A 19,054-nucleotide genomic window follows, 5' to 3' on the forward strand; every position below is an offset into this window, starting at 1 on the left:
CTTTCAACCGACGAGACGGCCCGCCGGACCGTCCGGAGGCCAACGAATCGCGGAACACGCGTGGCGTAACGGTCGTAGGCGTCGCCGAACTCCGCCCGCAGGTGTGGTTCCTCGGCTCGGGGCAGCAACAGGACCCACCCGACGTGGACGGCTGCGAGCGTCGCGACGGGTGCCGAATCGGCGAGGAGAGCGAAGCCGGTGACGCCAACGATCATCCCGACGTACTGCGGGTTGCGGGTGTAGGCGTAAGGACCGCTCGTGTAGAGGTCACCGGTCACGCCCATCGTCTCGGCCGACTGCATCGTCCGCGCCCCCCAGACGAAGACGGCGGTACCGACGAGGGCCGCGGCGAGTCCGGCGAGCGACACCGGACGGGGCAGTCCCCACGCGCCCCAGTCGAGGGCGGCGGTAGCCAGGAGCGCCACGTCGAAGATGCCAACGAGCGTCCAGTGGCAGTAGTACGCGGGCGTCCGGTCGCCCGGCGGCCACCACTCGTAGTCGGTCGACAGCGTTCCGAGTATCAGGACGTACACGCCGGCGGCCGACAGCAAACCGGCCCCGAACGCGAGTCGCGTCGGCGTCATGCGGCCGTGTATGCGTCCCGGCGCCGGGAGGTGTTGCTGCCTCATTGCCGAGGGTTTTATTTCTACCCACACGTCGTTCGGACGATGAAGCACGCTCGCTTGCGTATCCACCACGAGCCGGGAACCCTCCACCCGATGCACGCCTTCGAGATGGAACACGACAGGATCGACCGGGCCGAACTCCTGCACTGGAACACGGTCCTCGACGAGACGAACACGTTCGTCTTCCGGGTCCGGGGCGACCCGGCGCCGTTTCGGGCGAAACTCGATGCCCGGGACGTGACGGTGTCCTACAGCCTCTCGCCCGTTTCGGACGGCGTCTTCTACTGCTGTGTCCGCGACCGGGTGACGGCGTCGGACGAGGGGTATATCGAGGCGTTCGCCCGGGGGACGCTCGTCGTGATTCCGCCGATCAGGTTCAACCCCGACGGGACGACGGATCTGGCGCTCGTGGGAACGCCTGCGGACCTCGACGCCGCCGTCGACGGGCTGCCGGAGGGCCTGCGAGCGACCGTGCGGTCGGTCGGACCGTACCGCCGTCGGGTGGGGTCGCCGGGGGGCCGGCTCACCGACAGACAGCGCGAGGCCGTCGCCGCCGCCGTGGCGTGTGGATACTACGACTCGCCGCGCGAGGGGTCGGTGGCGGACGTGGCTGCCACCCTCGACGTTGCCCCGGGAACCGCGGCCGAACATCTCCGGAAGGCAGAGGCGACGGTGATGCGGGCGGCCGTCGGCCGCCGGAGGGCGTGATCAGTACAGCAGTTCGTCGTCGTTCTCGACCATGTAGAGGGTGCGCGCGGCCACGTTGACGGCGTGGTCACCGACGCGCTCCAGGTCGCGGATGGTGAGCAGGAGGCGGGAGACGTCCTGCATCAGCGACTCGATGTCGCTGTCGTCTGCCAGGTAGTCGCTTTCGATCAGGTCGCGGACGACGAGTTCGCTCGCCGCCTCGCACATCGTGTCGACCTCCTCGTCGCGCTCGGCGACTTCGTAACAGAGGTCGGTGTCCTCGTCGGCGTAGGCGGTCATCGCCTGATCGAGCATCTCGAGAGTGGTCCGACCGATCCGTTGCATGTCCACGTCGGGAAAGAGGTCACGCTGGGCGTCGAGGGTGTAGCCGCCGAGGTTCACCGCGAGGTCCGCGATGCGTTCGAGGTCGGTGATGATCTTGAACGACGCAGCGATAAAGCGCAGGTCGCTCGCGACCGGTTGCTGGAGGGCGATGAGGTCGACACAGGCACCCTCGAGGTCCAGATACATGTCGTTGATCTCGTCGTCGCCGTCGATCACCTCCCGGGCGAGTCGTTCGTCCTTCCGTTCGAGGGCGTCCAGCCCCGCACGGAGTCGCTCCGCGACCACTTCGCTCATGTAGAGAACGTCGTCGCGGAGTTCCTCCAACGACGACTGGTAGTCCGTTCGCGCCATACCACTACACTCGCCTCGATTCCCCTAAGCGTTATCCCCCCGTCAATAGTCCACTATGGAGTGATCTATAGCTCTCCCGAGGAATATCTATAGACGTCAGCCGAACTTTCCGGTGATGTAGTCCTCGACGCGTTGGCTCTCGGGGTTCTCGAAGATTTTCTCGGTGTCGTTGAACTCGACGAGTTCGCCGCCGGTGAGGAAGACGGCCGTCTTGTTCGAGATACGGGCGGCCTGTTGCATGTTGTGCGTGACGATGACGACGGTGTACTCCTCGGCGAGTTCGGAGATGAGGTCTTCGATCTGTGAGGTGGCGACGGGGTCCAGCGCGGACGCCGGTTCGTCCATCAGGAGGACTTCGGGGTCCGGCGCGATGGCACGGGCGATACAGAGGCGCTGTTGTTGCCCGCCGGAGAGTTCGAGTCCCGACTCGTCGAGGCGGTCGTTCACCTCGTCCCACAGCGCCGCCCGTTTCAGCGAGTCCTCGACGATTTCGTCGTAGTCGCCCTCCTTGTTCTGGATCTTCAGGCCGTAGGCGACGTTGTCGTAGATGCTCTTGGGAAAGGGGTTCGGCGACTGGAACACCATGCCGACCCGACGCCGGAGCGCCACGGGGTCGACGTCGTCGTCGTAGACGTTCTTCCCGCGGAGGTAGAGGTCACCCTCGACGCGCGCGGCGTCGATGAGGTCGTTCATCCGGTTGATACACCGGAGGAAGGTGGACTTGCCACACCCGGAGGGACCGATCATGGCCGTCACCTGATTCTCCGGAATGTCGAGGCTGATGTCCTGTAGGGCCTGTTCGTCGTTGTACCAGACGTCGACGTTCTCGGCGCGGACGACGGTGTTCGTGCTCATCGTTGCCCCCGGGGAGGCGACGCTCTCGCTCACGTCCGTCTCGATGCGCATGTCGTCGGTCGTCGGGTCGTCGGTCGGTTCGTCGGCGTACTCCTGTTCTTGCTTGTCTGACATGGTTACTGATCTGCCTCGTACTTGTTCCGCAGGACGATGGCGATGGAGTTCATACTCAACAGGACGATGAGCAACACGACGACGCCCGCGGGGACGGCCGCCTGATAGAAGGGTTCGCTGGCGAAGAGGCTCGCCCAGGCGTACACCTGCAGGGGCATCGCACTCACCTTCGAGGAGAGTTCCGTCGGCAGGGAGAAGAGGACGTTCGGCGCACCGATCATGATGAGCGGTGCCGTCTCGCCGATTGCCCGGCCGAGCGCGAGGATGGTGCCCGTCAGGATGCCCGGGAACGCCCGCGGCAGGACGACGTTCTTGATCGTCTGCCATCGCGTCGCCCCCATGCCGTAGGACGCCTGACGCATCTCGGTGGGAACGCTCCGGAGCGCCTCCCGTGAGGAGATGATGACGATGGGCAGGATGAGGAGGGCGAGGGTCGCGCCGCCGATGAGGACGGTTCCGGTCGGCTGTCCGAGATACGTGACGAACACCCCGAGTCCGAGGAGGCCGTACACGACGGAAGGAACACCCGCCAGGTTCGAGATGTTGACGTCGATAAAGCGGGTGAGTCGGTTGTCGGGGGCGTACTCCTCCAGATACACCGCGGCACCGACGCCGAGGGGAAATGAGAGGGCGGCGACGGTCACCATCAGCAGGATCGATCCGCCGATGGCCGGGTAGAGACCGGCGTCGGCCGCAGTGCCGCTGTGGGCGCTGGTGAGGAATCCCCAGTCGACCCAGGACTGCGGCCCGGCGAACCCGAGGACGTCGACGGCGACGGCCCCGACGACGGCGCCGCCGAGGACGACGGCGGCGAAGCCGAGGCCGGCCCGTCGAGCGGGGTTGCGACGGACGTGCCCCAGGGCGTAGCCGCCTGTCGGGACGACGGCGACGGCGAGCATCACCGTCGCGGGCACCGGCGTGATTCCGACGAGGGGGCCGACGACGACGCCGAGGGCGATGGCGACGAGGGCCCCGGCGACCGACAGCAGTCGGCCCCGGCGGCCGGCCTCGAACGCGACGTATCGGCCGACGACGAGCGCGATCGGGGCACCGAGCGAGAGCGTCAGCAGGATGCCGTCGGTCGGGTAGACCGGGAACGACTGTATGAATCCGGGGACGACGAACAGCGCGAGGAGGACGACCGCTCCGGCACCGACGAAGCGGACGAGGAAGGGGAGTTGTCGGTCGAAGCGTTCGATAGCGACGACACCTGCGAGCGCGAGACAGATCGCGAGGACGTAGGCGAACCAGGTGACCGGTGCGACGATGTCGACGAAGATCATCGCCGCGCCACCGCCGAACATGGTGCTGACGGCGAGGGTACCGACGACGGCCCCGCCGAACCGGAACGACGCCGGATCAGTTCGGAGGAGGTAGCCGCTGGCGAGAAGCGTCGGCAGGACGAGCGTCAGGAAGAAGGTGAGGTGCCAGCCAGGATCGGCGGTTAGCGGCTGGATCGCGTCGTTCGCTACGTAGAGCAGTAGCACTGCCAGCGCGACGATACCGAACAGCGTCGCCGCGAGCAGGAGATATCTGAAGACGGTGCCCACGGTCCGGCTGACGTGGCCGAACCCTTCGATCTCCCGTTGTTCGGTCGCCATCTCAGTACTCCTCCCGGTATCGCTGTGCGACGAGGTCACTGACGATGTTCATGACGAGCGTGATGACAAAGAGCGTCAGACCGATGGCGAAGAGGCTGCGATAGGCGACCCCGCCGCCGGTGATGTCTCCTGTGAGGAGATTCACCATCGCGGCGGTCATCGGCAGCGCACCCTCCAGATACGCGGCGGGGTTCAGCGGGTTGAGCAGGTTCGCTTGCGACCCGGCCGCGACGGTGACGGCCATCGTCTCACCGATGGCTCGCGAGAGTGCGAGGATGAAGGAGGAGAAGATGCCCGACAGGGAGGCGGGAACGACGATGCCGACGGAGACGTCGAACTTCGTCGCGCCCATGCCGTAGCCGGCCTGTCGGAGCGAGGCCGGGACGGCCGACATCGCGTCCTCGCTGATCGAGGCCACCATCGGGATGATCATGATCCCGACGACGATGCTGGCCGAGAGCATGTTGAAGGTGCCCAGATCGGGGATGATCGTCTTGAGTGCGGGGGTGATGTAGACGACGGCGAAGAAGCCGTAGACGACCGTCGGGACGCCGGCGAGCACTTCGAGTGCGGGCTTGAGGACCGACCGCGCACGCGGGGTGGCGTACTCGCTGAGATAGATGGCCGTCGCGACGCCGAGTGGAAGGGAGACGACGGCCGATCCGATGGTGATGGCGAGCGTCGCGGACACCAGCGGCAGGACGCCGAACTGTTCGTTGTTGATGACCCACTTCGTGCCGGTGAAGAAGTCGACGACCGACGCCGTCGACCCCTCGACGCCCAGCAACGGGGCGGTCACACTGAAGAACTTCGCCGCCTCGGTGGTCAACAGGACGATGATGCTGATCGTGGTGACGATGGACAGCACCGCACACAGGAAGAAAAACGAGCGCGTCAGAAGCTCCTGTGGCGCGTTCTCCGTTCGGCGGGTGAGGTCCCGTGTTAAATCGTCCGTACTCATCTAATGTGTGGTCGGTTTCGCGTTCGGTGGAAAAAACCCTTCGTTCGACCGTCGCTCAACCCTGCGCGTTCTCGATGGCCGACTCCAGGCGGTCCATCGCCTCGCTCTGGTCCTCGTCGCTCAGGGGGACGTAGCCCACCTCGTCGGCGACGATGTCCTGACTGGTCGCGTTCTCCATCCAGTAGCGGGCGAACTCGGCGACGTGTTCTTCGGCGAGGGCCTCCCGTTTGGCGTAGGTGAACAGCGGGCGGGAGAGCGGCGTGTACTCGCCGGCACGGGCGGTTTCGAGCGACGGTTCGACGCAGCCACTGCCGTCGTCGATGCCGAGGGCCTTCACGCGGTCGGTGTTCTGACTGTAGTACGCGAAGCCCAGGTAGCCGATGGCACCGGTCGAGCCCTCGACGCCCTGAATGATCGTCCGATCCTGCTCCGTCGCGGAGTAGTCCTGGCGGTGGCCCGGTCCCTCCTCGCCGAGAATGGCCTCGATGAAGTAGTCGTAGGTCCCCGATGCGTCGGTCGGACCGTAGAGTTCCAGTTCTCGATCCGGCCAGTCCGAGTTCACGTCGCTCCAGTTCGTCGGCGACGACTCGGCCGACCAGATTTCGCGGAGGTCCTCGACCGTCAGACAGTCAACCCAGTCGGCGTCGTTGTTGACGACGACGGTCAGGGCGTCCGTGGCGACGGTGAGTTCGACCGGCGTGACCTCGTTCGACGAGCACGCCTCTTCCTCCTCGGGCTGGATCGGCCGCGAAGCGTTGTTGAAATCCGTCCGTCCCGGACAGAAGTGGTTCGCGAACCCGCCCCCGGACCCGGTGGACTGGATGTTGATGTTGACGTCGTCGTGTTCGGACTGGAACCGCTCGGACATCGCCGTCGCCAGCGGGAACACGGTCGAACTGCCCGCGATGTCGATAGTGCCGGACAGGCCGCCGTCGCCGCCGTCACTGCCCCCTCCGTCCCCGCTCTGCGTACAGCCGGCGAGCCCGATGGCGCCCACCGAACCGGCCGCAGCGAGGAACTTTCGTCGTGATGCGGATCCACCTGAGGGTTCGTCGGTCATCGCCAGTACGTGGCGGACTGTACCGTAAGTACCCTACTATGATAACTATATAGTTCTAAGTACGGGAACTCGTGGCGATGATCCCGTCCGGCGACTCGACACGACGACCCGTTCGCCGACTCCACGGTCGCGGAGTTATCGCTCTCTGTGCGTCAATTCCGGCCATATCGGCTCTCGAAATCCCGCACCGTAGCCGGCGAGCGGGGGGCGTCACGAACGGGGACGACGACGCGTTTCGACCGGTCTAGCCGCGACGTCGCCGCCAACCGAACGAGAAGTATATAGATATGGGTGGTTTTATTTCGCCCCGCCGGTTTCCTCCGCGTATGGTCGAGACCCGCAAGGTGCAGGTGACGGGTGGATCGACGTACACGGTGTCGATTCCGAAAGACTGGGCGAAAGACAACGACGTCTCCGCCGGGAGTACGGTCGCGTTCTACCCGGAAGGCGACTCGTTGTTCATGACGCCCCGCACGGGCGAGGAACGGACCGAGGGGACACTCGACATCGGCGAGTTAGTCGGGGAGGAACTCGTCCGTGCCGTGATGACGATGTACGTCAGCGGGTTCGACATCATCGCCCTAGAGAGCGCTCGGATCACGACCGATCAGCGTCGGACCATCAGGAAGGCCACTCAGAGCCTGGTCGGCCTGGAAGTCCTCGAGGAAACCCGCGACCGGGTGGTCATCCGCGATCTGCTCGACTCCTCGGAGCTGTCGATCAACAACGCAGTCACCCGGATGCGCCTGATCGCCCTCTCGATGCTGGAAGACGCCGTGACGGCGCTGGTCGAACTCGACGACGACCTGGCCCGCGACGTCATCCAGCGCGACGACGACGTGGATCGCCTCTGGATGGTCGTCTCCCGCATCTTCCGGGCGACACTCCGGAGTCCACGCGCGGCCGAGGAACTCGGTGTCACCCGCGAGGTGTGTTTCGACTACCAGTCCGCGGCCCGACAGCTCGAACGGATCGCCGACCACGCGACAAAAATCGCCCACCTCTCGCTCAACTTCGAGGCGGAGCTCCCGGACGACGTCGTCGAGGCGCTCCACGAACTCCACGAGGACGCCGCATCGGTGACCGATGCCGCGATGGACGCGCTCTTTCTCGACGACAGCGAGGAGGCGACCCATCGGGCCAACGGAGCCCGTGAGTCGGTGCAGAGCATCGACGGTCACGCCCGTTCCATCGACGAACTCCTGCGCGAACTCGACCCGACGCGAGCGCAACTGCTGGGACTCGTCGTCGACTCGCTGTCACGCAGCGCCGACTACGGCGGCAACATCGCCGAGACGGCGTTACAGAAGGCGGCGCCGACGCCTTGATGACGTCGGCCCGACAGCACCCTACTCCAGAAGGACGGCGTTGACCTGACCGGTCTGTCCGGGTCGCGACGTGACGCGGGCACGCCCCTCACTCGTCTCGATGATCGCGCCTTTCGTGACGATGTTCCGTCGGGCGTAGTTGGTGTTCGAGGGGTTCTCCTCTACGTTCTCGATTTCGGCCTCGGTCGTCTCGCCGCCGTCGGCGACGTGAGCGACGTTCGTGGCGAGTGCCCGGGTCTTCGTCCCGGTGCCACGCGCGTCGATAGTCTGGAACCGCGGCTCGCCGACCGTCGTCTCGGCGGGCTGGCGACCCAGCTGGTACCGTTTCTTGTTTCGGAACGGCCGGAGGCGGCCGCCCGTCCGCTTACGCGTCGAGCGTCCCTGGTCTTTCATACCGCTATCCAGTCCCAGCAACTACTTGAATCGCTCGGAACGCGGAGCCGGAACGGATAGGGTTTAGTGGACCGGCCCGCGCTCTCTGGGGCATGAGCCTCGAAGCCGCGGTGGCGGCGCCCTTCCGTGACCGGGGTCGGTCGCGACTCGGCGAGGGTGAGTTCGTCGTGGCCCTCTCGCTGGACCGGGACTGGTTCACCCCCGATCAGGCCAAGCGCCTCGTCGACGTGGCGGCCGGCCGTGGGCTCCTCTCCCGCGAGGACGACGACCTGATCGCGGAGTTCGACCCAGCCACGGTCACCATTCCGGAGGGCTTCGTCCCCGACGAGTCGGTCCTCCGCGAACAGTCCGCCTTCGAACGCGTCCTCTCGGCCCTCGTCGACGCCGGTCTCGAAAAACAGGACGCCGTCGCGGCCATCAACGAACGACAGCGTGACCTCGGCGTCACCATCGAGGCCGCCGCCATCCTCTACGCCCGCCGCCGGAACATCGCAGTCGGCGACGCCGCCGACCGGACGCTCGCCGACCTCCGCGATGGGTCGGACGCGGATCCGGGTTCGGGAGCCGGCGATCCGTGATCGTCGTCCGGACCGTCGGAAGTCCGTCCCGGTGATCGCCGGACCGTCACGACGAACCACCGGGACACGGTTACGACTCTCGTCGCGTTTGGAACTGTTCGCACGGCTGGCGCTCTCGTAACCGTTGGACACCCCACGCACGCGGTCTGGTGATCGGATGTGCGCACGCAATCGCTGCTGTATCCGTCTCAGTCGTCGCTCTCGGCGACCCTTTCGGCGCCGGATTCGTCGACCTCCTTCGCCTCGCTGTCCACGTTGACGCCCTCCCAGTCGTGGTCCGCGTGGAAGCCCTCGCGCTCCCGTGCACTCTGGGCGACCCGAACGAACTCGGCTCGGTCCCGAGCGCGCGAGATGGTGTGGCCACCACAGTAGGAGAGTCCCGACCGGATGCCGGCACAGAAGTCCGCCGCGACGGTGGCCACGGACCCCTTGTACGGCGTCAGGGCCTCGACCCCTTCGTCCGCGTCGACGTCGTTCCCTTTGTCGTCGCGTTCCTCCGCCGCGGCGGTGGTGGCCATTCCCCGGGACCGCTTGTAGGGCGTCCCGTCGACTTCGACGACGGCTCCCGGCGCCTCGTCGGTCCCGGCGAACAGACTGCCGAGCATCACCGTGTCCGCCCCCGCCATCAACGCCTTCGCCGCGTCGCCCGAGGTGCGGATCCCGCCGTCCGCACAGATCCGCACGTCGAGGTCAGCCGCGGCCCGCGCACAGTCGTCGACGGCAGTCAACTGGGGGACGCCGGCACCGGCCACTTTGCGGGTGGTGCAGTGCGACCCCGGACCGATTCCGACTTTCACACAGTCGGCCCCCGCCGCCGCGAGGTCCTCGACCCCCGTGGGTGTGGCGACGTTGCCGGCGGCCAGGTCCGTCTCGGGAAACTCCTCGGCGATCGTCTCGACGGCGGTGAGCGCACGTTCCAGGTGTCCGTGGGCGACGTCGACGACGAGTACGTCGACGCCAGCATCGACCAGTCCGGCACACCGGCCGACGTAGTCCTCGTCGATGCCCACCGCCGCACCGACCTGCACACCCGCGGACACCACCTGCTCGACCTGTCGCGCCTGTTCCTCGGGCGAGAGGAACCGGTGTAACACGCCGAGCCCCCCCGCTCGGCCGAGTTCGACCGCCATCTCCGCCTCGGTGACCGTGTCCATCGCCGCCGAGACGAGCGGCGTCTCCAGTTCGACGTGTGGCGTGAACGTCGTCGTCAGATCGACGTCGTCGCGGCTATCTACCGGCGATCGTTTCGGTACCAACAGGACGTCACCGTAGCTCAAGCCGGTTCGTAGGTTATCCATACCCCTCGGAGAAGACGGTGTGGACGCATAAACGTCTCGGAGGGCCGACGAATCCCGCAGCCACTCCTCCGGCAGCCACGGCGACGAGGAGCGTTGAAACCGCTCCGGATCGTACACGGCCCATGGTCGCATCCAGTCTCGACGACGGCGTCCGAATCGCGCAGTTGCTCGCCTCGGACCTCGTCGGCCACGAGGGCCGACTCGCCTCGGTGACGGTGACCGACGCCGACCCCGACGTCGAACCGACGGCCGACGGGCGGCGAGCCTACGTGATACGGGCCGACGGCGACGCCGTGGCGACGGCGTTCGTCCACCCCGAGCGCGTCCGACTCGAATTTCCGACCGCACACGAGGCCGTCGTCGACGCCGCCGCCGATGCCGGCCTCCGCGTCCGTCCGACGGCCGCCGATCCACCCCGAACCGTCGTCTTCGTCGAGGACGGCGCCGAGGTGAAACGCGCCCTCGTCGCCGTCGAGGCGGCGGTCGCTGGTCGTTGAGTCCGGCCTTACCGCGAGTCGAGAATCGCCGGCAGCCGCGTCGCCAGTTCGGCCCGGTCGACGTGGGCGAACGCCGTCGTGTCGGGAGCGGGTCCCCCGGCGAACGTCACCTGAATCGCGTCGATTCCGGCCGCCGCAGCGCCGCCGACGTCGGCACCCACGTCGTCGCCGACGAACACCGTCTCCGCCGCCGTCGTTCCCAGTTCGTCGAGGAGCGTCTCGAACGCCGCCGCGTCCGGCTTCCCCGCGCTCAGTTCACCGGTCACCAGGGCGACGTCGAACGCGTCCGTCCACCCCAGCGCCCGGAGTTTCGACCGCTGCGCGACGACGGGACCGTTCGTCAACAGGCCGAGTCGGTACCGCTCGCGGAGCGTCGCGAGCATCGACTCGACGCCCGCGACCGGTTGGAGCGACGCGTTCACACGTTCCCGATACGCCCGTGCGAGTTCGTCCGCGTCGACGTCGGTGTCCAGTCCTTCGAGCAACCGCTCGAACACCGGTTCGCGGCTTCGAGCGGTCAGGTTCTCCGCGTGGGCGTCGAGGTACGCTTCCCGTGATCGGGGCGGCGCGCCGACGGCGCGCATCGCCTCGACCAAGAGCGTCTCCCGGTCGACCGTCGTAACGGCCAGCGTGTCGTCGAGGTCGAACGCCACCGCGGCCGTGTTCATACGACGGCTAGTTCGGCGACGCCTATGAGCGTGCCGTCTTTCGACGACCGACGACAGGCGCCAGCGGGGATCGAACGCGACGATATTTGTGCCTCCGCCCGGTGGGTAGTCCATGGCCCTCGATCCGGTCCACGTCGACGGCATCGCCGACATCGCCGGACTCCTCGGTCGCCGGGTCGACGACACCGACCACGACGACCTGGCGCGGACGGCGTTCGAGGAGTGGCTCGATCCGCTCCGCGTCGACGGTCGCACGGTGATCGAACCGCTCGGTGAGCGACGCCTGCGGTCGGTCGACGTCGACGACGTGGCCCTCGTCGACCCGCCCTATCCGACCGTCCACGGACTCGACTCGGGGACGATCAATCCGACGACGTTCAAGAACGGTCTGGTCCTCGACGTCGCCCACGCCGCGATGGCGGCCGAGCCGTCCGACCTCGAGTTGCACCGCGCTCGGAGTCTGGTGACGACCGTCCACGCCAACGATCCCACGCTCGCGCTCGGCACCGACTGGGTGCGCCGGGACGAGGGATACTTCCGGCGCAAGATTCTCCACGCCCCCCGGGTGAATCGCTACGCGGAGGGAGTCGTCCACGCGCTCGCGCTCTATCTCGCCGAGAGCTCACACGCCCTCGAACACGCCGACGCCGTCGACGACTGTCTCGTCCTCGACGGGCCGCTGTATCCGAAGGAACTGCTCAACTGGCAGGACCGCGACGCCGAACTCGGGGCGCTGGCGACGGAGGCCAAGCCCCGAGCTATCGTCGAGAACTACGTTCGCCTCGTCGAACGCCTCCTCGACCGAGACGTCGCAGTCGCCGGATTCGTGAAGAACCCCTCGCCGAAGCTCATCACCCGGGCGCTCCGCGAGAACGGTGTCCCCGCCCCGTGGGTCGACGATACGGCGCTCTTTTCGCGTCTGCTCGAACCCGGTGGCGGCAACGACGACGGCCGGCCGACGGACCGACTCACCTTCACCGGCTGGTTCCGCTCACGTGGCGGCTCCGACCGCACGCTCGCGGCCGACGGCGACGCCCTCGGCGTGGACCGCCGGCGCGACCCGGCGGATTACGAGGTGACGTTCTTCGTCGTCTACGACCCTCGCGAGGATCTGTGTTACCGCGTCGAAGCCCCGGCGGGCCTGACCCGCGACGCCGACGCCCGTGACCGTCTCACCCGACAGGTTCTCCGGGACGTCGCGACTGCACGGGGCCCGCCGCCGGTCGTCGAACGAGCGGACGCCCTCGCACGGATCGGCGTCGACGAGAAGGCGGCGCTCCGACGGAAGTTCGAAGAACGGCTGGAGTCGTCGTCCGTGCGCACCTACGACGACCATCGCTGGGGCGGGGAGTTCTGATACTGCCCGCTGTACGTCGGCACGGGGAGTCGCCACTCCGGAGTGGCGACTCGCTCGACACAGTTACAGCCGACAGTCCGAGGGCCGGCCGAGTCACTCGATCGGATCGGCCTTCTCGATTTCGATGGTGACCGTCGACTCGGGGACGCCGACGCGAGCGAACTGGGTGCGCAGGTGTTCCTTGGCGGCCTCGATGGCCTGCTCTCGAGTGTCGAACCCGCGCGGCATCGGCGACTCGAAGGCGATTCGAATCTCCTCACCGTCGATTTCGGTGCTCGACCCACCGCTCTCGACTTCGTAGAACTCGTCGCAGACCCACACGTAGGCGGCATCCTCGTCCGGGGCGCCCTGAAAACTCGGCGCGCGCTCACCCCGTTCGTACACGGTGCCGGTGAGCGTCGTGTCCCCGCCGTTGCCGCGGATCAGTAACATTGCTCCCTGCTACGGGTGCACAACGTAAAAGACGTGTGTGGTGACTATCAGGGTCGAGAACCGACGACCGGCCGCTGGCGACGCGTCTCAGCCCCGACCGAAGGCCTCGTTCAACCCCTCCGCGATTCGCCGGCGAGCGTCCTGTGCCCGGCCGAGGTCCGGGAACGACGCGAACACGTGGACCATCCCGGGGAAGTTCTCGTGGGTGACCGGTACGCCCGCCTCGCGCAGACGGTCGGCGTAGGCCGCACCCTCGTCCCGCAACGGATCGTACCCGGCCGTGATCACCGTGGCTGACGGCAGTCCGGACAGTTCCCGCGCCCGAAGTGGCGACGCGTAGGGATTGGCCCCGTCGACGTCGTCGCCCAGATAGCGCTCCCAGTACCAGCGCATGCTCGCCCGGGAGAGCAGGTACCCCGAGGCGTTCTCGGCGTACGAGTCCGTGTCGAAGGCGTAGTCCGTCACCGGATAGAGCAGGACTTGGTGGGCGAGTTCGGGTCCGGCACGCTCCCGTGCCAGCAACGTCACCGCGGCCGCGAGGTTGCCGCCGGCGCTGTCGCCGCCGACCGCCACCCGGTCCGGGTCGCCGCCGACGACGTCCGCGTACTCCGTCGCCCACGCCGTCGCCGCGTAGGCGTCGTGGACCGCCGTCGGGAATTGGTGTTCCGGTGCGCGCCGGTAGTCCACCGAGAGGACGACACAGTCGGCCGCCTCGGCGAGCAGTCGACACAGGCCGTCGTGGGTGTCCAGATCGCCGCGGACCCACCCGCCGCCGTGGAAGTAGACGAGGACCGGCCGGCCGGCCCCGGGCGGCGTGTACGCCCGCACGTCGAGGGACGTCTCCGGATCGTCTCCCGGCCCGGGGATGGAAAGATTTCGCACCGTGAGGTCGTCGTCCGGCGTGTCCTCCGAGACGAGGAGGTCCCGGAGCGCCTCGCGGGCGCCCGAGACGGATAGGGCACTGGTCGGCGGGAGGTCGACCTGGTCGAGGATCGATTCGGCCTCGGGGTGGAGGTCGGGTGCGCGGTCGGTCACGCCGCCGTCCCTCCGATCGGTACGTGCCGTCTGCTGGATGTCGGAACCACACCCCGACTACTGTCCGGGGGATGATAACGTTCCGCGTCGACATCGTCGATCGCCGCCTCCGAATCCGGGCGACTACCCGCTGCCGCTCGACCGGTCGACCTGCTTCTCACACGACACGTCCCGTGTCGCCGTCGTCGAGACGCTGAACCCCGTTCCCCGTACTTCGATGCGGGCGGTGATGGACTCGGCCGATTCGTTCGTCGGCTTCAGGTGGAGTCTGAACCGCTCTCCCGCGGTCACGTTCTCGTCGATCGGAACCGTGAATTCCTGACCCGCGTAGTACTCGACGAACCCGTCGTCGCGTTTAACCACCAGGTCGCCGTCACCGACCGTCACTTCGACGTGACCGTCGGTCACGGGTGCCGGGAAGCGATTGTAAAAGAGCGCGTTCTGCCCCCGCCCACAGCGCAGCGTCGAGTCCGGAATCCCGATGTACGCCTCCTCGTCCTCGACGACGGCCACGCTCACACTTCGGTCGGCCGACGCCGAACTGTAGCTCCCGACACCGAGTGCCATGCTCGCGGCTACGCAGAGCGCGAGCATCGCGAGTGCACGCCGGGTTCGACGACTCATCCGTCGGTTTCCGGCGGCGCGCCGTCGGTTCCTAAGCGCATCTCCCGGGTGTAGTAGGTGTGGATCAGCGCCATCGCGGCGATGGCTGTGACGGTGAAGACGGCACAGCCGACGTCCGTCATCCCAGCCAGGAGCGGCAGGTCGAGCGCGTGGCCCAGCGTGACCGCGCCGGTCAGGCCGCCCACGCCGAGGTAATAGAGGCTCCAGGGAACGTCGTGTCCCTCGACGACTTCCAGATACACGTCAACGTCGTCGGCCTCCTCGGTGAGTTCCACCTCGCCCGCGCGGCGGTCGAAGTGGACGAGGTTCAGATCCTCCATCTTCGGTAGGTGAAACTGCTGGAGCGACGTGTAGACGTTCTTGCGCGCGTCCGACCCCACTGCGGCGACGTCGATGCCGTTCTCCCACGCAGCGACGTGTTCCGCGAGCGTCCCCAGTGCCGCCCGCGGACCGTTCCCGCGCAGGTAGTGGATGACAAAGCGCCGTCGCCGGTTGCTCAACACCTCGTAAACGTCGTCTCGTGCCAGACTCATGTCGTTCGGATCCCCCCAGGGAACGCGTCCGGGTCGGGCTATTCTCATAGCGGGATGACCCATAAGTAACGGGCACCGACGGGTGTTTCAGGCCCGGGCAACCGCTTCTCAGACGGTGCTTGAAGCCGTCTCAATCGATCATATGCGACGAGACATAACCTCGTTGAACCGGTTCTACCGGCCGTTGTACCCCGTTCAATCGGCTCACTACAAACGGGGTAGGGGTATACGGGTGTGATGTGCTCCGGACGGGGCACGTGACAACCAATGCAACGGCGAAAGTTCATCGCAGGTGTGGGATCGCTGGCCGCTGGCGCGGCGGCCGTGACCGGTACTGGTGCGTTTACGAGCGTGCAGGCACAGCGCGCCGTCGACGTCCAAGTCGCTAGTGATGCCAACGCGTACCTGAGCCTTCAGGCGACCGGCGACCGCGCGAAGACGGATAGTAACGGCCAACTCAAACTCGACCTGGCGAGTTCGAACAACGGAGCGCAGGGGCTAAATCCGGATGCCCGGACCGCCTTCACCGACATCTTCACGATCCGGAATCAGGGCGACAACGACGTGCTTCTCGCCGTCGGTACCTCCGCTGACAACGTCTACGTGAACGGGGCGGGGCAGTCCAACTCCAAGCCCCATCTGGCTGACACTAGCGGTCTGAGTACCTTCGTCTACGACGAGGAGAACGGCACCGGACCCGGTCTCGGGCCGGAGGCGGACAACTTCACTATGGGTATCGACTCCGGTGGCCGCGTCGACCTGGAGAAGAAGTTCGAGAGTGCCACGTTCCAGGACAGCGACCGACTCGTGACGCCCGGGGAGAGCGTCTCGGTCGACCTCTCGGTGATCACGGAGGACAACGTCTCCGTCCCTGCCTCCAACAAACGCATCACCGTGATGGCCGTCGAACCCGGAAGCGACCGCGCGAATGGCGGCAACGGGACCTAAGGAACGATGAATCGACGAAGGCTCCTCCAGTCGATCGGGCTGTTGGCTGGCGGATCGGCGTTCAGCGTGGGATCGGGAGCCTTCACCAGTACGAGCGCACAGCGAACCGTGGACATCGCCGTTGCCGACGACGAAGACGCCTACCTGGCGATGAATCCGAGTTCCGACTCGGACTACGGACGGGCGGCCGAGTTCGGCGACGGTCAGGTCATCTTCTCTATCCCCGGCTTCAACGAGAGCACCCCAGGAGATACACGGGGAGAGGGGGTCGGGCCGGACTCGGTGTACACGTTCGGCGAGTTGTTGACCATCCGGAACCAGGGCGACAACACGGTCGAAGTGTGGAGCAAGCCGGGTAACCTCGTGCCGGCTATCGATCACCTGTCGCTGATCGACAGTGGCGAAGACGGGACGGTCCTCGACCAACAGTCAAACGCCGTTGTGTTGACGCCCGGCGAGTCGTTCGAGGCCGGTCTCTTCATCGACACCGGCTCCGACCTCGGGAGCTTCGACGTCTCGCTCTCCATCCTGGCGGAACAGCCATCCACTAGCGGTGGAAGCGTTCCGGGAGGCACCTCACGACAGCTCGGCGTCCGGAACGCGACGGCCGTCGGACCGACGGGCGGTGACGACAGCGGCGTCCAGTTCGAGCTGGTGAACCGTTACCGCGGCGGTGGCCCGATCACGATCACCGACGTCAGTATCACACCCGCGGACGGCGACATCGACCTCGTCAGCGACCGACAGGGCGGGACGAACTACGATAGCTTCACGTTCAACGCCGATGTCCACATCGAAGCGATGCCACAGGACGGCTACGTCGACGCCGGTGGCGGTGAGTTCCAACTCCCGACCACCGTCGACTTGGAGAGTGACGGATTTCGCGACGGCGCCGATCAGGAGGCGGTCCTCGATCCGGGCACGGCGGCGACGGTCAACCTCTACTCGTTCCGGGACTCCGACGGGATGCCGGTGGACATGACCGGAAAGCGGCTCGACCTCTCGTTCACGGTCGAACTTCCGGACGGGACCACCGACGTCGCGTCGTTCTCGGTGAGCCCCTGAGTCGCCTGCCCGGTCGCGGGATCTCTCAACCGCATCGACCGGATATCGACTGCATCGTCGGCCGGCGTCGAACGCGCGCCCGGTTCAATCACATCAATACCAAAGGGGAGTGGCCGAATGGTTCCGGTACGGCCCCCGGGAGCGACCCCGGTCCCCATCTCGTCCCGCCGACCAGAGACATGCCACCACGACGATCCTCCACCGTCGTCCTCGCACTCGCGGCGATAGCCCTTGCCCTACCCACCATCGCAGCCCCAATGGACGGAACGACCGCCGACCCCGTCACCGACGGCGTCACCATCACCACCGCGAATAGCACCAACGCCGAGTACGTCAGCACCACCCAGGACGGCGAACTCACCCTCGACCTCTCCGCGTCCAACCCCGCCCTCCGCGGCAACGGCGTCAACCCCGGCGCCCGTACCTCCATCTCCGACGCCTTCCGTCTCCGGTACGACGGCGACACGGCGGCGACGGTGTGGCTCACGAGCGACGCCGAGGGAATCACGTTCAGCGTGGGCGGCGTTGGGGCCGACTCCGCGACCAACACTGTCACGCTCACCCCCGACGAGTCCGTCCCCGTGGGCTTCGTCGTCGACACGACCGGAGAGGCACCACCCCCGACGGCGACGTTCACCGTCCACGCCCGCACCGCCGACGATGGGGGAGCACCCGAACGCGCGGCGGGCGCCGCCTCGGCCGATCCCGCCGAACCGGTCACGACCCGGGTGACGAGTCCGGACGCCGCGACGCGGACCCTGACCCTCCGCAACACGGCCGCAGGTCGCTCGCTCACCCTCGACCTGAATCGCCTCGTAGTCGCCCGCGCCGGTGACGGCGTCGTGACACTGGACGAACTCTCGGTGGTCAGCGACGGCGGGGCCGTGGATCTGGACGTTGCCGTGACGGCTCCCAACGCGACCGGAGCACTCCCGACCGACGCGTCGGTCCGCCCCCTCGGCGCGGTCCGGATCGAGGAGCGCCGCGGGGCGGTCGAACGGGCGACGCTCCGCTTCGCCGTCGACCGGGCCTACCTCGACGCGACCGGGCTCTCGGCCGAGGAACTGACCGTGTACCGGTACGACGGGGCCGAGTGGTCCGAACGCGGCGTCGAGGTGGTTGCCACGCGCGAGGACCGAATCGTCCTCGAAGCCGAGACGCCCGGCTTCTCGACGTTCGTCGTCGCCGCGAAGGTTCCGGATCTTCGGATCACGGCCGCCGACCTCCGGAGGGGGACCGTCACACCGGACGAGCGCGCGACGGTGACGGCCGAGGTGACGAACGCGGGCGCCACGACCGGATCGCAGACGGTGACGCTGACCCTCGACGGCGACCCGGTCGCCGAGCGACGGGTCGAACTGGCGCCCGGGGCGTCTAGGAACGTCACGTTCGAGGTTCGCGCACCGGGGTCCGGAACCTACGACCTGAGACTGGGGGCGACCGACGTGGGACGACTCGTCGTCGAAGGGCCGGCCCCGCCCAGCGAGGATGGCGACCCGCGGCCGACGCCGAACGACGGCGGCACGACGCGGACGCCGCCGGACACCGCGTCGTCGGTCGAACCGCCGGCCGACCGCACCGCGGCACCCGTCGCCGAACCGGCCGCCGGGGACCTGACCGAAACGGTGTGGCTCGTCGGCGGGTTGGTCGGGGTGCTGGTGATACTGGCGCTGGCCCGCCGCGTTCGGGAGTAGGCCT

Annotated in this window: 20 protein-coding genes and 1 pseudogene; 8 read left to right on the plus strand and 13 right to left on the minus strand. The window is 67.2% G+C overall.

All coding sequences use genetic code 11. The features are described from left to right. Positions 1-92: 92 nt before the first annotated feature. A pseudogene (locus V8686_RS10565) lies at positions 93-629 on the minus strand (methyltransferase family protein); the annotation flags it as partial. Between the two features lie 39 nt (positions 630-668). Here V8686_RS10565 and V8686_RS10570 point away from each other — a divergent pair. Beyond that, positions 669-1,334: a helix-turn-helix domain-containing protein gene (locus V8686_RS10570; protein ID WP_379703964.1), complete on the plus strand. Its 666-nt coding sequence runs from the start codon at positions 669-671 to the stop codon at positions 1,332-1,334. On the opposite strand, the gene phoU is transcribed toward V8686_RS10570, so the two are convergent. The 5 genes from phoU to V8686_RS10595 form a co-directional block, all read right to left on the minus strand. Beyond that, positions 1,335-2,009 (minus strand): phosphate signaling complex protein PhoU, encoded by a 675-nt coding sequence (gene phoU, locus V8686_RS10575; RefSeq protein WP_379703966.1) that lies wholly within the window; start codon positions 2,007-2,009, stop codon positions 1,335-1,337. 96 nt (positions 2,010-2,105) lie between these two features. Further along, complete coding sequence (pstB, locus tag V8686_RS10580) at positions 2,106-2,978, minus strand: phosphate ABC transporter ATP-binding protein PstB (protein ID WP_379703968.1); 873 nt, start codon at positions 2,976-2,978, stop codon at positions 2,106-2,108. 2 nt (positions 2,979-2,980) lie between these two features. Then, positions 2,981-4,579 (minus strand): phosphate ABC transporter permease PstA, encoded by a 1,599-nt coding sequence (gene pstA, locus V8686_RS10585; protein ID WP_379703970.1) that lies wholly within the window; start codon positions 4,577-4,579, stop codon positions 2,981-2,983. 1 nt (position 4,580) lies between these two features. Then, a complete protein-coding gene (gene pstC / locus V8686_RS10590; RefSeq protein WP_379703972.1) occupies positions 4,581-5,540 on the minus strand; it encodes a phosphate ABC transporter permease subunit PstC in 960 nt (319 codons plus the stop codon). A 55-nt stretch (positions 5,541-5,595) separates the two neighbouring features. Further along, positions 5,596-6,600, minus strand: a complete 1,005-nt coding sequence (locus V8686_RS10595; RefSeq protein WP_379703974.1) for a PstS family phosphate ABC transporter substrate-binding protein — start codon at positions 6,598-6,600, stop codon at positions 5,596-5,598. A 326-nt stretch (positions 6,601-6,926) separates the two neighbouring features. On the opposite strand from V8686_RS10595, the gene V8686_RS10600 reads away from it, so the two are divergent. Then, positions 6,927-7,928, plus strand: a complete 1,002-nt coding sequence (locus tag V8686_RS10600; RefSeq protein WP_379703976.1) for a PhoU domain-containing protein — start codon at positions 6,927-6,929, stop codon at positions 7,926-7,928. Between the two features lie 21 nt (positions 7,929-7,949). Here the strand turns inward: V8686_RS10600 and V8686_RS10605 are convergent, their stop codons facing one another. Then, positions 7,950-8,321 carry a 30S ribosomal protein S8e gene (locus V8686_RS10605; protein WP_379703978.1) on the minus strand — a complete coding sequence of 124 codons (372 nt, stop codon included), beginning with the start codon at positions 8,319-8,321 and terminating at the stop codon, positions 7,950-7,952. Positions 8,322-8,413: 92 nt separating this feature from the next. Here V8686_RS10605 and V8686_RS10610 point away from each other — a divergent pair, with 92 nt between their 5' ends. Continuing rightward, positions 8,414-8,899, plus strand: a complete 486-nt coding sequence (locus V8686_RS10610; protein ID WP_379703980.1) for a DUF2240 family protein — start codon at positions 8,414-8,416, stop codon at positions 8,897-8,899. A 188-nt stretch (positions 8,900-9,087) separates the two neighbouring features. On the opposite strand, the gene V8686_RS10615 is transcribed toward V8686_RS10610, so the two are convergent. Continuing rightward, complete coding sequence (locus V8686_RS10615; protein WP_379703982.1) at positions 9,088-10,197, minus strand: guanosine monophosphate reductase; 1,110 nt, start codon at positions 10,195-10,197, stop codon at positions 9,088-9,090. Between the two features lie 122 nt (positions 10,198-10,319). On the opposite strand from V8686_RS10615, the gene V8686_RS10620 reads away from it, so the two are divergent. Beyond that, positions 10,320-10,694 carry a hypothetical protein gene (locus V8686_RS10620; protein ID WP_379703984.1) on the plus strand — a complete coding sequence of 125 codons (375 nt, stop codon included), beginning with the start codon at positions 10,320-10,322 and terminating at the stop codon, positions 10,692-10,694. A gap of 8 nt (positions 10,695-10,702) precedes the next feature. Here V8686_RS10620 and V8686_RS10625 read toward each other — a convergent pair whose 3' ends face one another. Then, positions 10,703-11,362: an HAD family hydrolase gene (locus V8686_RS10625; RefSeq protein WP_379703985.1), complete on the minus strand. Its 660-nt coding sequence runs from the start codon at positions 11,360-11,362 to the stop codon at positions 10,703-10,705. Between the two features lie 112 nt (positions 11,363-11,474). Here V8686_RS10625 and V8686_RS10630 point away from each other — a divergent pair, with 112 nt between their 5' ends. Next, positions 11,475-12,719, plus strand: a complete 1,245-nt coding sequence (locus V8686_RS10630; RefSeq protein ID WP_379703987.1) for a DNA double-strand break repair nuclease NurA — start codon at positions 11,475-11,477, stop codon at positions 12,717-12,719. Positions 12,720-12,812: 93 nt separating this feature from the next. Here the strand turns inward: V8686_RS10630 and V8686_RS10635 are convergent, their stop codons facing one another. The 4 genes from V8686_RS10635 to V8686_RS10650 all read right to left on the minus strand — a co-directional run bounded on the left by V8686_RS10635 (position 12,813) and on the right by V8686_RS10650 (position 15,343). Beyond that, positions 12,813-13,151, minus strand: a complete 339-nt coding sequence (locus V8686_RS10635) for a DUF7113 family protein (RefSeq protein ID WP_379703989.1) — start codon at positions 13,149-13,151, stop codon at positions 12,813-12,815. Between the two features lie 87 nt (positions 13,152-13,238). Beyond that, on the minus strand, positions 13,239-14,186 hold the full coding sequence (locus V8686_RS10640; RefSeq protein WP_379703991.1) for an alpha/beta hydrolase: 948 nt from the start codon (positions 14,184-14,186) through the stop codon (positions 13,239-13,241). A 123-nt stretch (positions 14,187-14,309) separates the two neighbouring features. Beyond that, positions 14,310-14,810: a COG1361 family protein gene (locus V8686_RS10645; RefSeq protein ID WP_379703993.1), complete on the minus strand. Its 501-nt coding sequence runs from the start codon at positions 14,808-14,810 to the stop codon at positions 14,310-14,312. After that, on the minus strand, positions 14,807-15,343 hold the full coding sequence (locus V8686_RS10650) for a DUF7344 domain-containing protein (protein ID WP_379703995.1): 537 nt from the start codon (positions 15,341-15,343) through the stop codon (positions 14,807-14,809). The genes V8686_RS10645 and V8686_RS10650 overlap by 4 nt, the downstream gene beginning before the upstream one ends. A gap of 267 nt (positions 15,344-15,610) precedes the next feature. Between V8686_RS10650 and V8686_RS10655 the strand changes: the two genes are divergently transcribed. From V8686_RS10655 to V8686_RS10665, 3 genes are all read left to right on the plus strand, one after another. After that, positions 15,611-16,291, plus strand: coding sequence for a hypothetical protein (locus V8686_RS10655; protein ID WP_379703997.1), 681 nt, complete (start codon positions 15,611-15,613; stop codon positions 16,289-16,291). 6 nt (positions 16,292-16,297) lie between these two features. Continuing rightward, positions 16,298-17,356 carry a hypothetical protein gene (locus tag V8686_RS10660; RefSeq protein WP_379703999.1) on the plus strand — a complete coding sequence of 353 codons (1,059 nt, stop codon included), beginning with the start codon at positions 16,298-16,300 and terminating at the stop codon, positions 17,354-17,356. 179 nt (positions 17,357-17,535) lie between these two features. Further along, positions 17,536-19,050: a CARDB domain-containing protein gene (locus tag V8686_RS10665; protein WP_379704000.1), complete on the plus strand. Its 1,515-nt coding sequence runs from the start codon at positions 17,536-17,538 to the stop codon at positions 19,048-19,050. Positions 19,051-19,054: the final 4 nt, after the last annotated feature.

Origin of the sequence: Haloplanus litoreus, from assembly GCF_045690335.1 — an archaeon.
GTDB classification, from domain to species: Archaea; Halobacteriota; Halobacteria; order Halobacteriales; family Haloferacaceae; genus Haloplanus; species Haloplanus litoreus.

Bases quoted from the DNA above. Each gene is read 5' to 3' on its own strand.
- V8686_RS10665 (WP_379704000.1), top strand. From the start codon at position 17,536: ATGCCACCACGACGATCCTCCACCGTCGTCCTCGCACTCGCGGCGATA.
- V8686_RS10610 (WP_379703980.1), top strand. From the start codon at position 8,414: ATGAGCCTCGAAGCCGCGGTGGCGGCGCCCTTCCGTGACCGGGGTCGG.
- phoU (WP_379703966.1), bottom strand. From the start codon at position 2,009: ATGGCGCGAACGGACTACCAGTCGTCGTTGGAGGAACTCCGCGACGAC.
- pstA (WP_379703970.1), bottom strand. From the start codon at position 4,579: ATGGCGACCGAACAACGGGAGATCGAAGGGTTCGGCCACGTCAGCCGG.
- V8686_RS10650 (WP_379703995.1), bottom strand. From the start codon at position 15,343: ATGAGTCTGGCACGAGACGACGTTTACGAGGTGTTGAGCAACCGGCGA.
- V8686_RS10655 (WP_379703997.1), top strand. From the start codon at position 15,611: ATGCAACGGCGAAAGTTCATCGCAGGTGTGGGATCGCTGGCCGCTGGC.
- V8686_RS10630 (WP_379703987.1), top strand. From the start codon at position 11,475: ATGGCCCTCGATCCGGTCCACGTCGACGGCATCGCCGACATCGCCGGA.
- pstB (WP_379703968.1), bottom strand. From the start codon at position 2,978: ATGTCAGACAAGCAAGAACAGGAGTACGCCGACGAACCGACCGACGAC.
- V8686_RS10660 (WP_379703999.1), top strand. From the start codon at position 16,298: ATGAATCGACGAAGGCTCCTCCAGTCGATCGGGCTGTTGGCTGGCGGA.
- pstC (WP_379703972.1), bottom strand. From the start codon at position 5,540: ATGAGTACGGACGATTTAACACGGGACCTCACCCGCCGAACGGAGAAC.
- V8686_RS10600 (WP_379703976.1), top strand. From the start codon at position 6,927: ATGGTCGAGACCCGCAAGGTGCAGGTGACGGGTGGATCGACGTACACG.
- V8686_RS10605 (WP_379703978.1), bottom strand. From the start codon at position 8,321: ATGAAAGACCAGGGACGCTCGACGCGTAAGCGGACGGGCGGCCGCCTC.
- V8686_RS10620 (WP_379703984.1), top strand. From the start codon at position 10,320: ATGGTCGCATCCAGTCTCGACGACGGCGTCCGAATCGCGCAGTTGCTC.
- V8686_RS10635 (WP_379703989.1), bottom strand. From the start codon at position 13,151: ATGTTACTGATCCGCGGCAACGGCGGGGACACGACGCTCACCGGCACC.
- V8686_RS10615 (WP_379703982.1), bottom strand. From the start codon at position 10,197: ATGGATAACCTACGAACCGGCTTGAGCTACGGTGACGTCCTGTTGGTA.
- V8686_RS10645 (WP_379703993.1), bottom strand. From the start codon at position 14,810: ATGAGTCGTCGAACCCGGCGTGCACTCGCGATGCTCGCGCTCTGCGTA.
- V8686_RS10625 (WP_379703985.1), bottom strand. From the start codon at position 11,362: ATGAACACGGCCGCGGTGGCGTTCGACCTCGACGACACGCTGGCCGTT.
- V8686_RS10595 (WP_379703974.1), bottom strand. From the start codon at position 6,600: ATGACCGACGAACCCTCAGGTGGATCCGCATCACGACGAAAGTTCCTC.
- V8686_RS10570 (WP_379703964.1), top strand. From the start codon at position 669: ATGAAGCACGCTCGCTTGCGTATCCACCACGAGCCGGGAACCCTCCAC.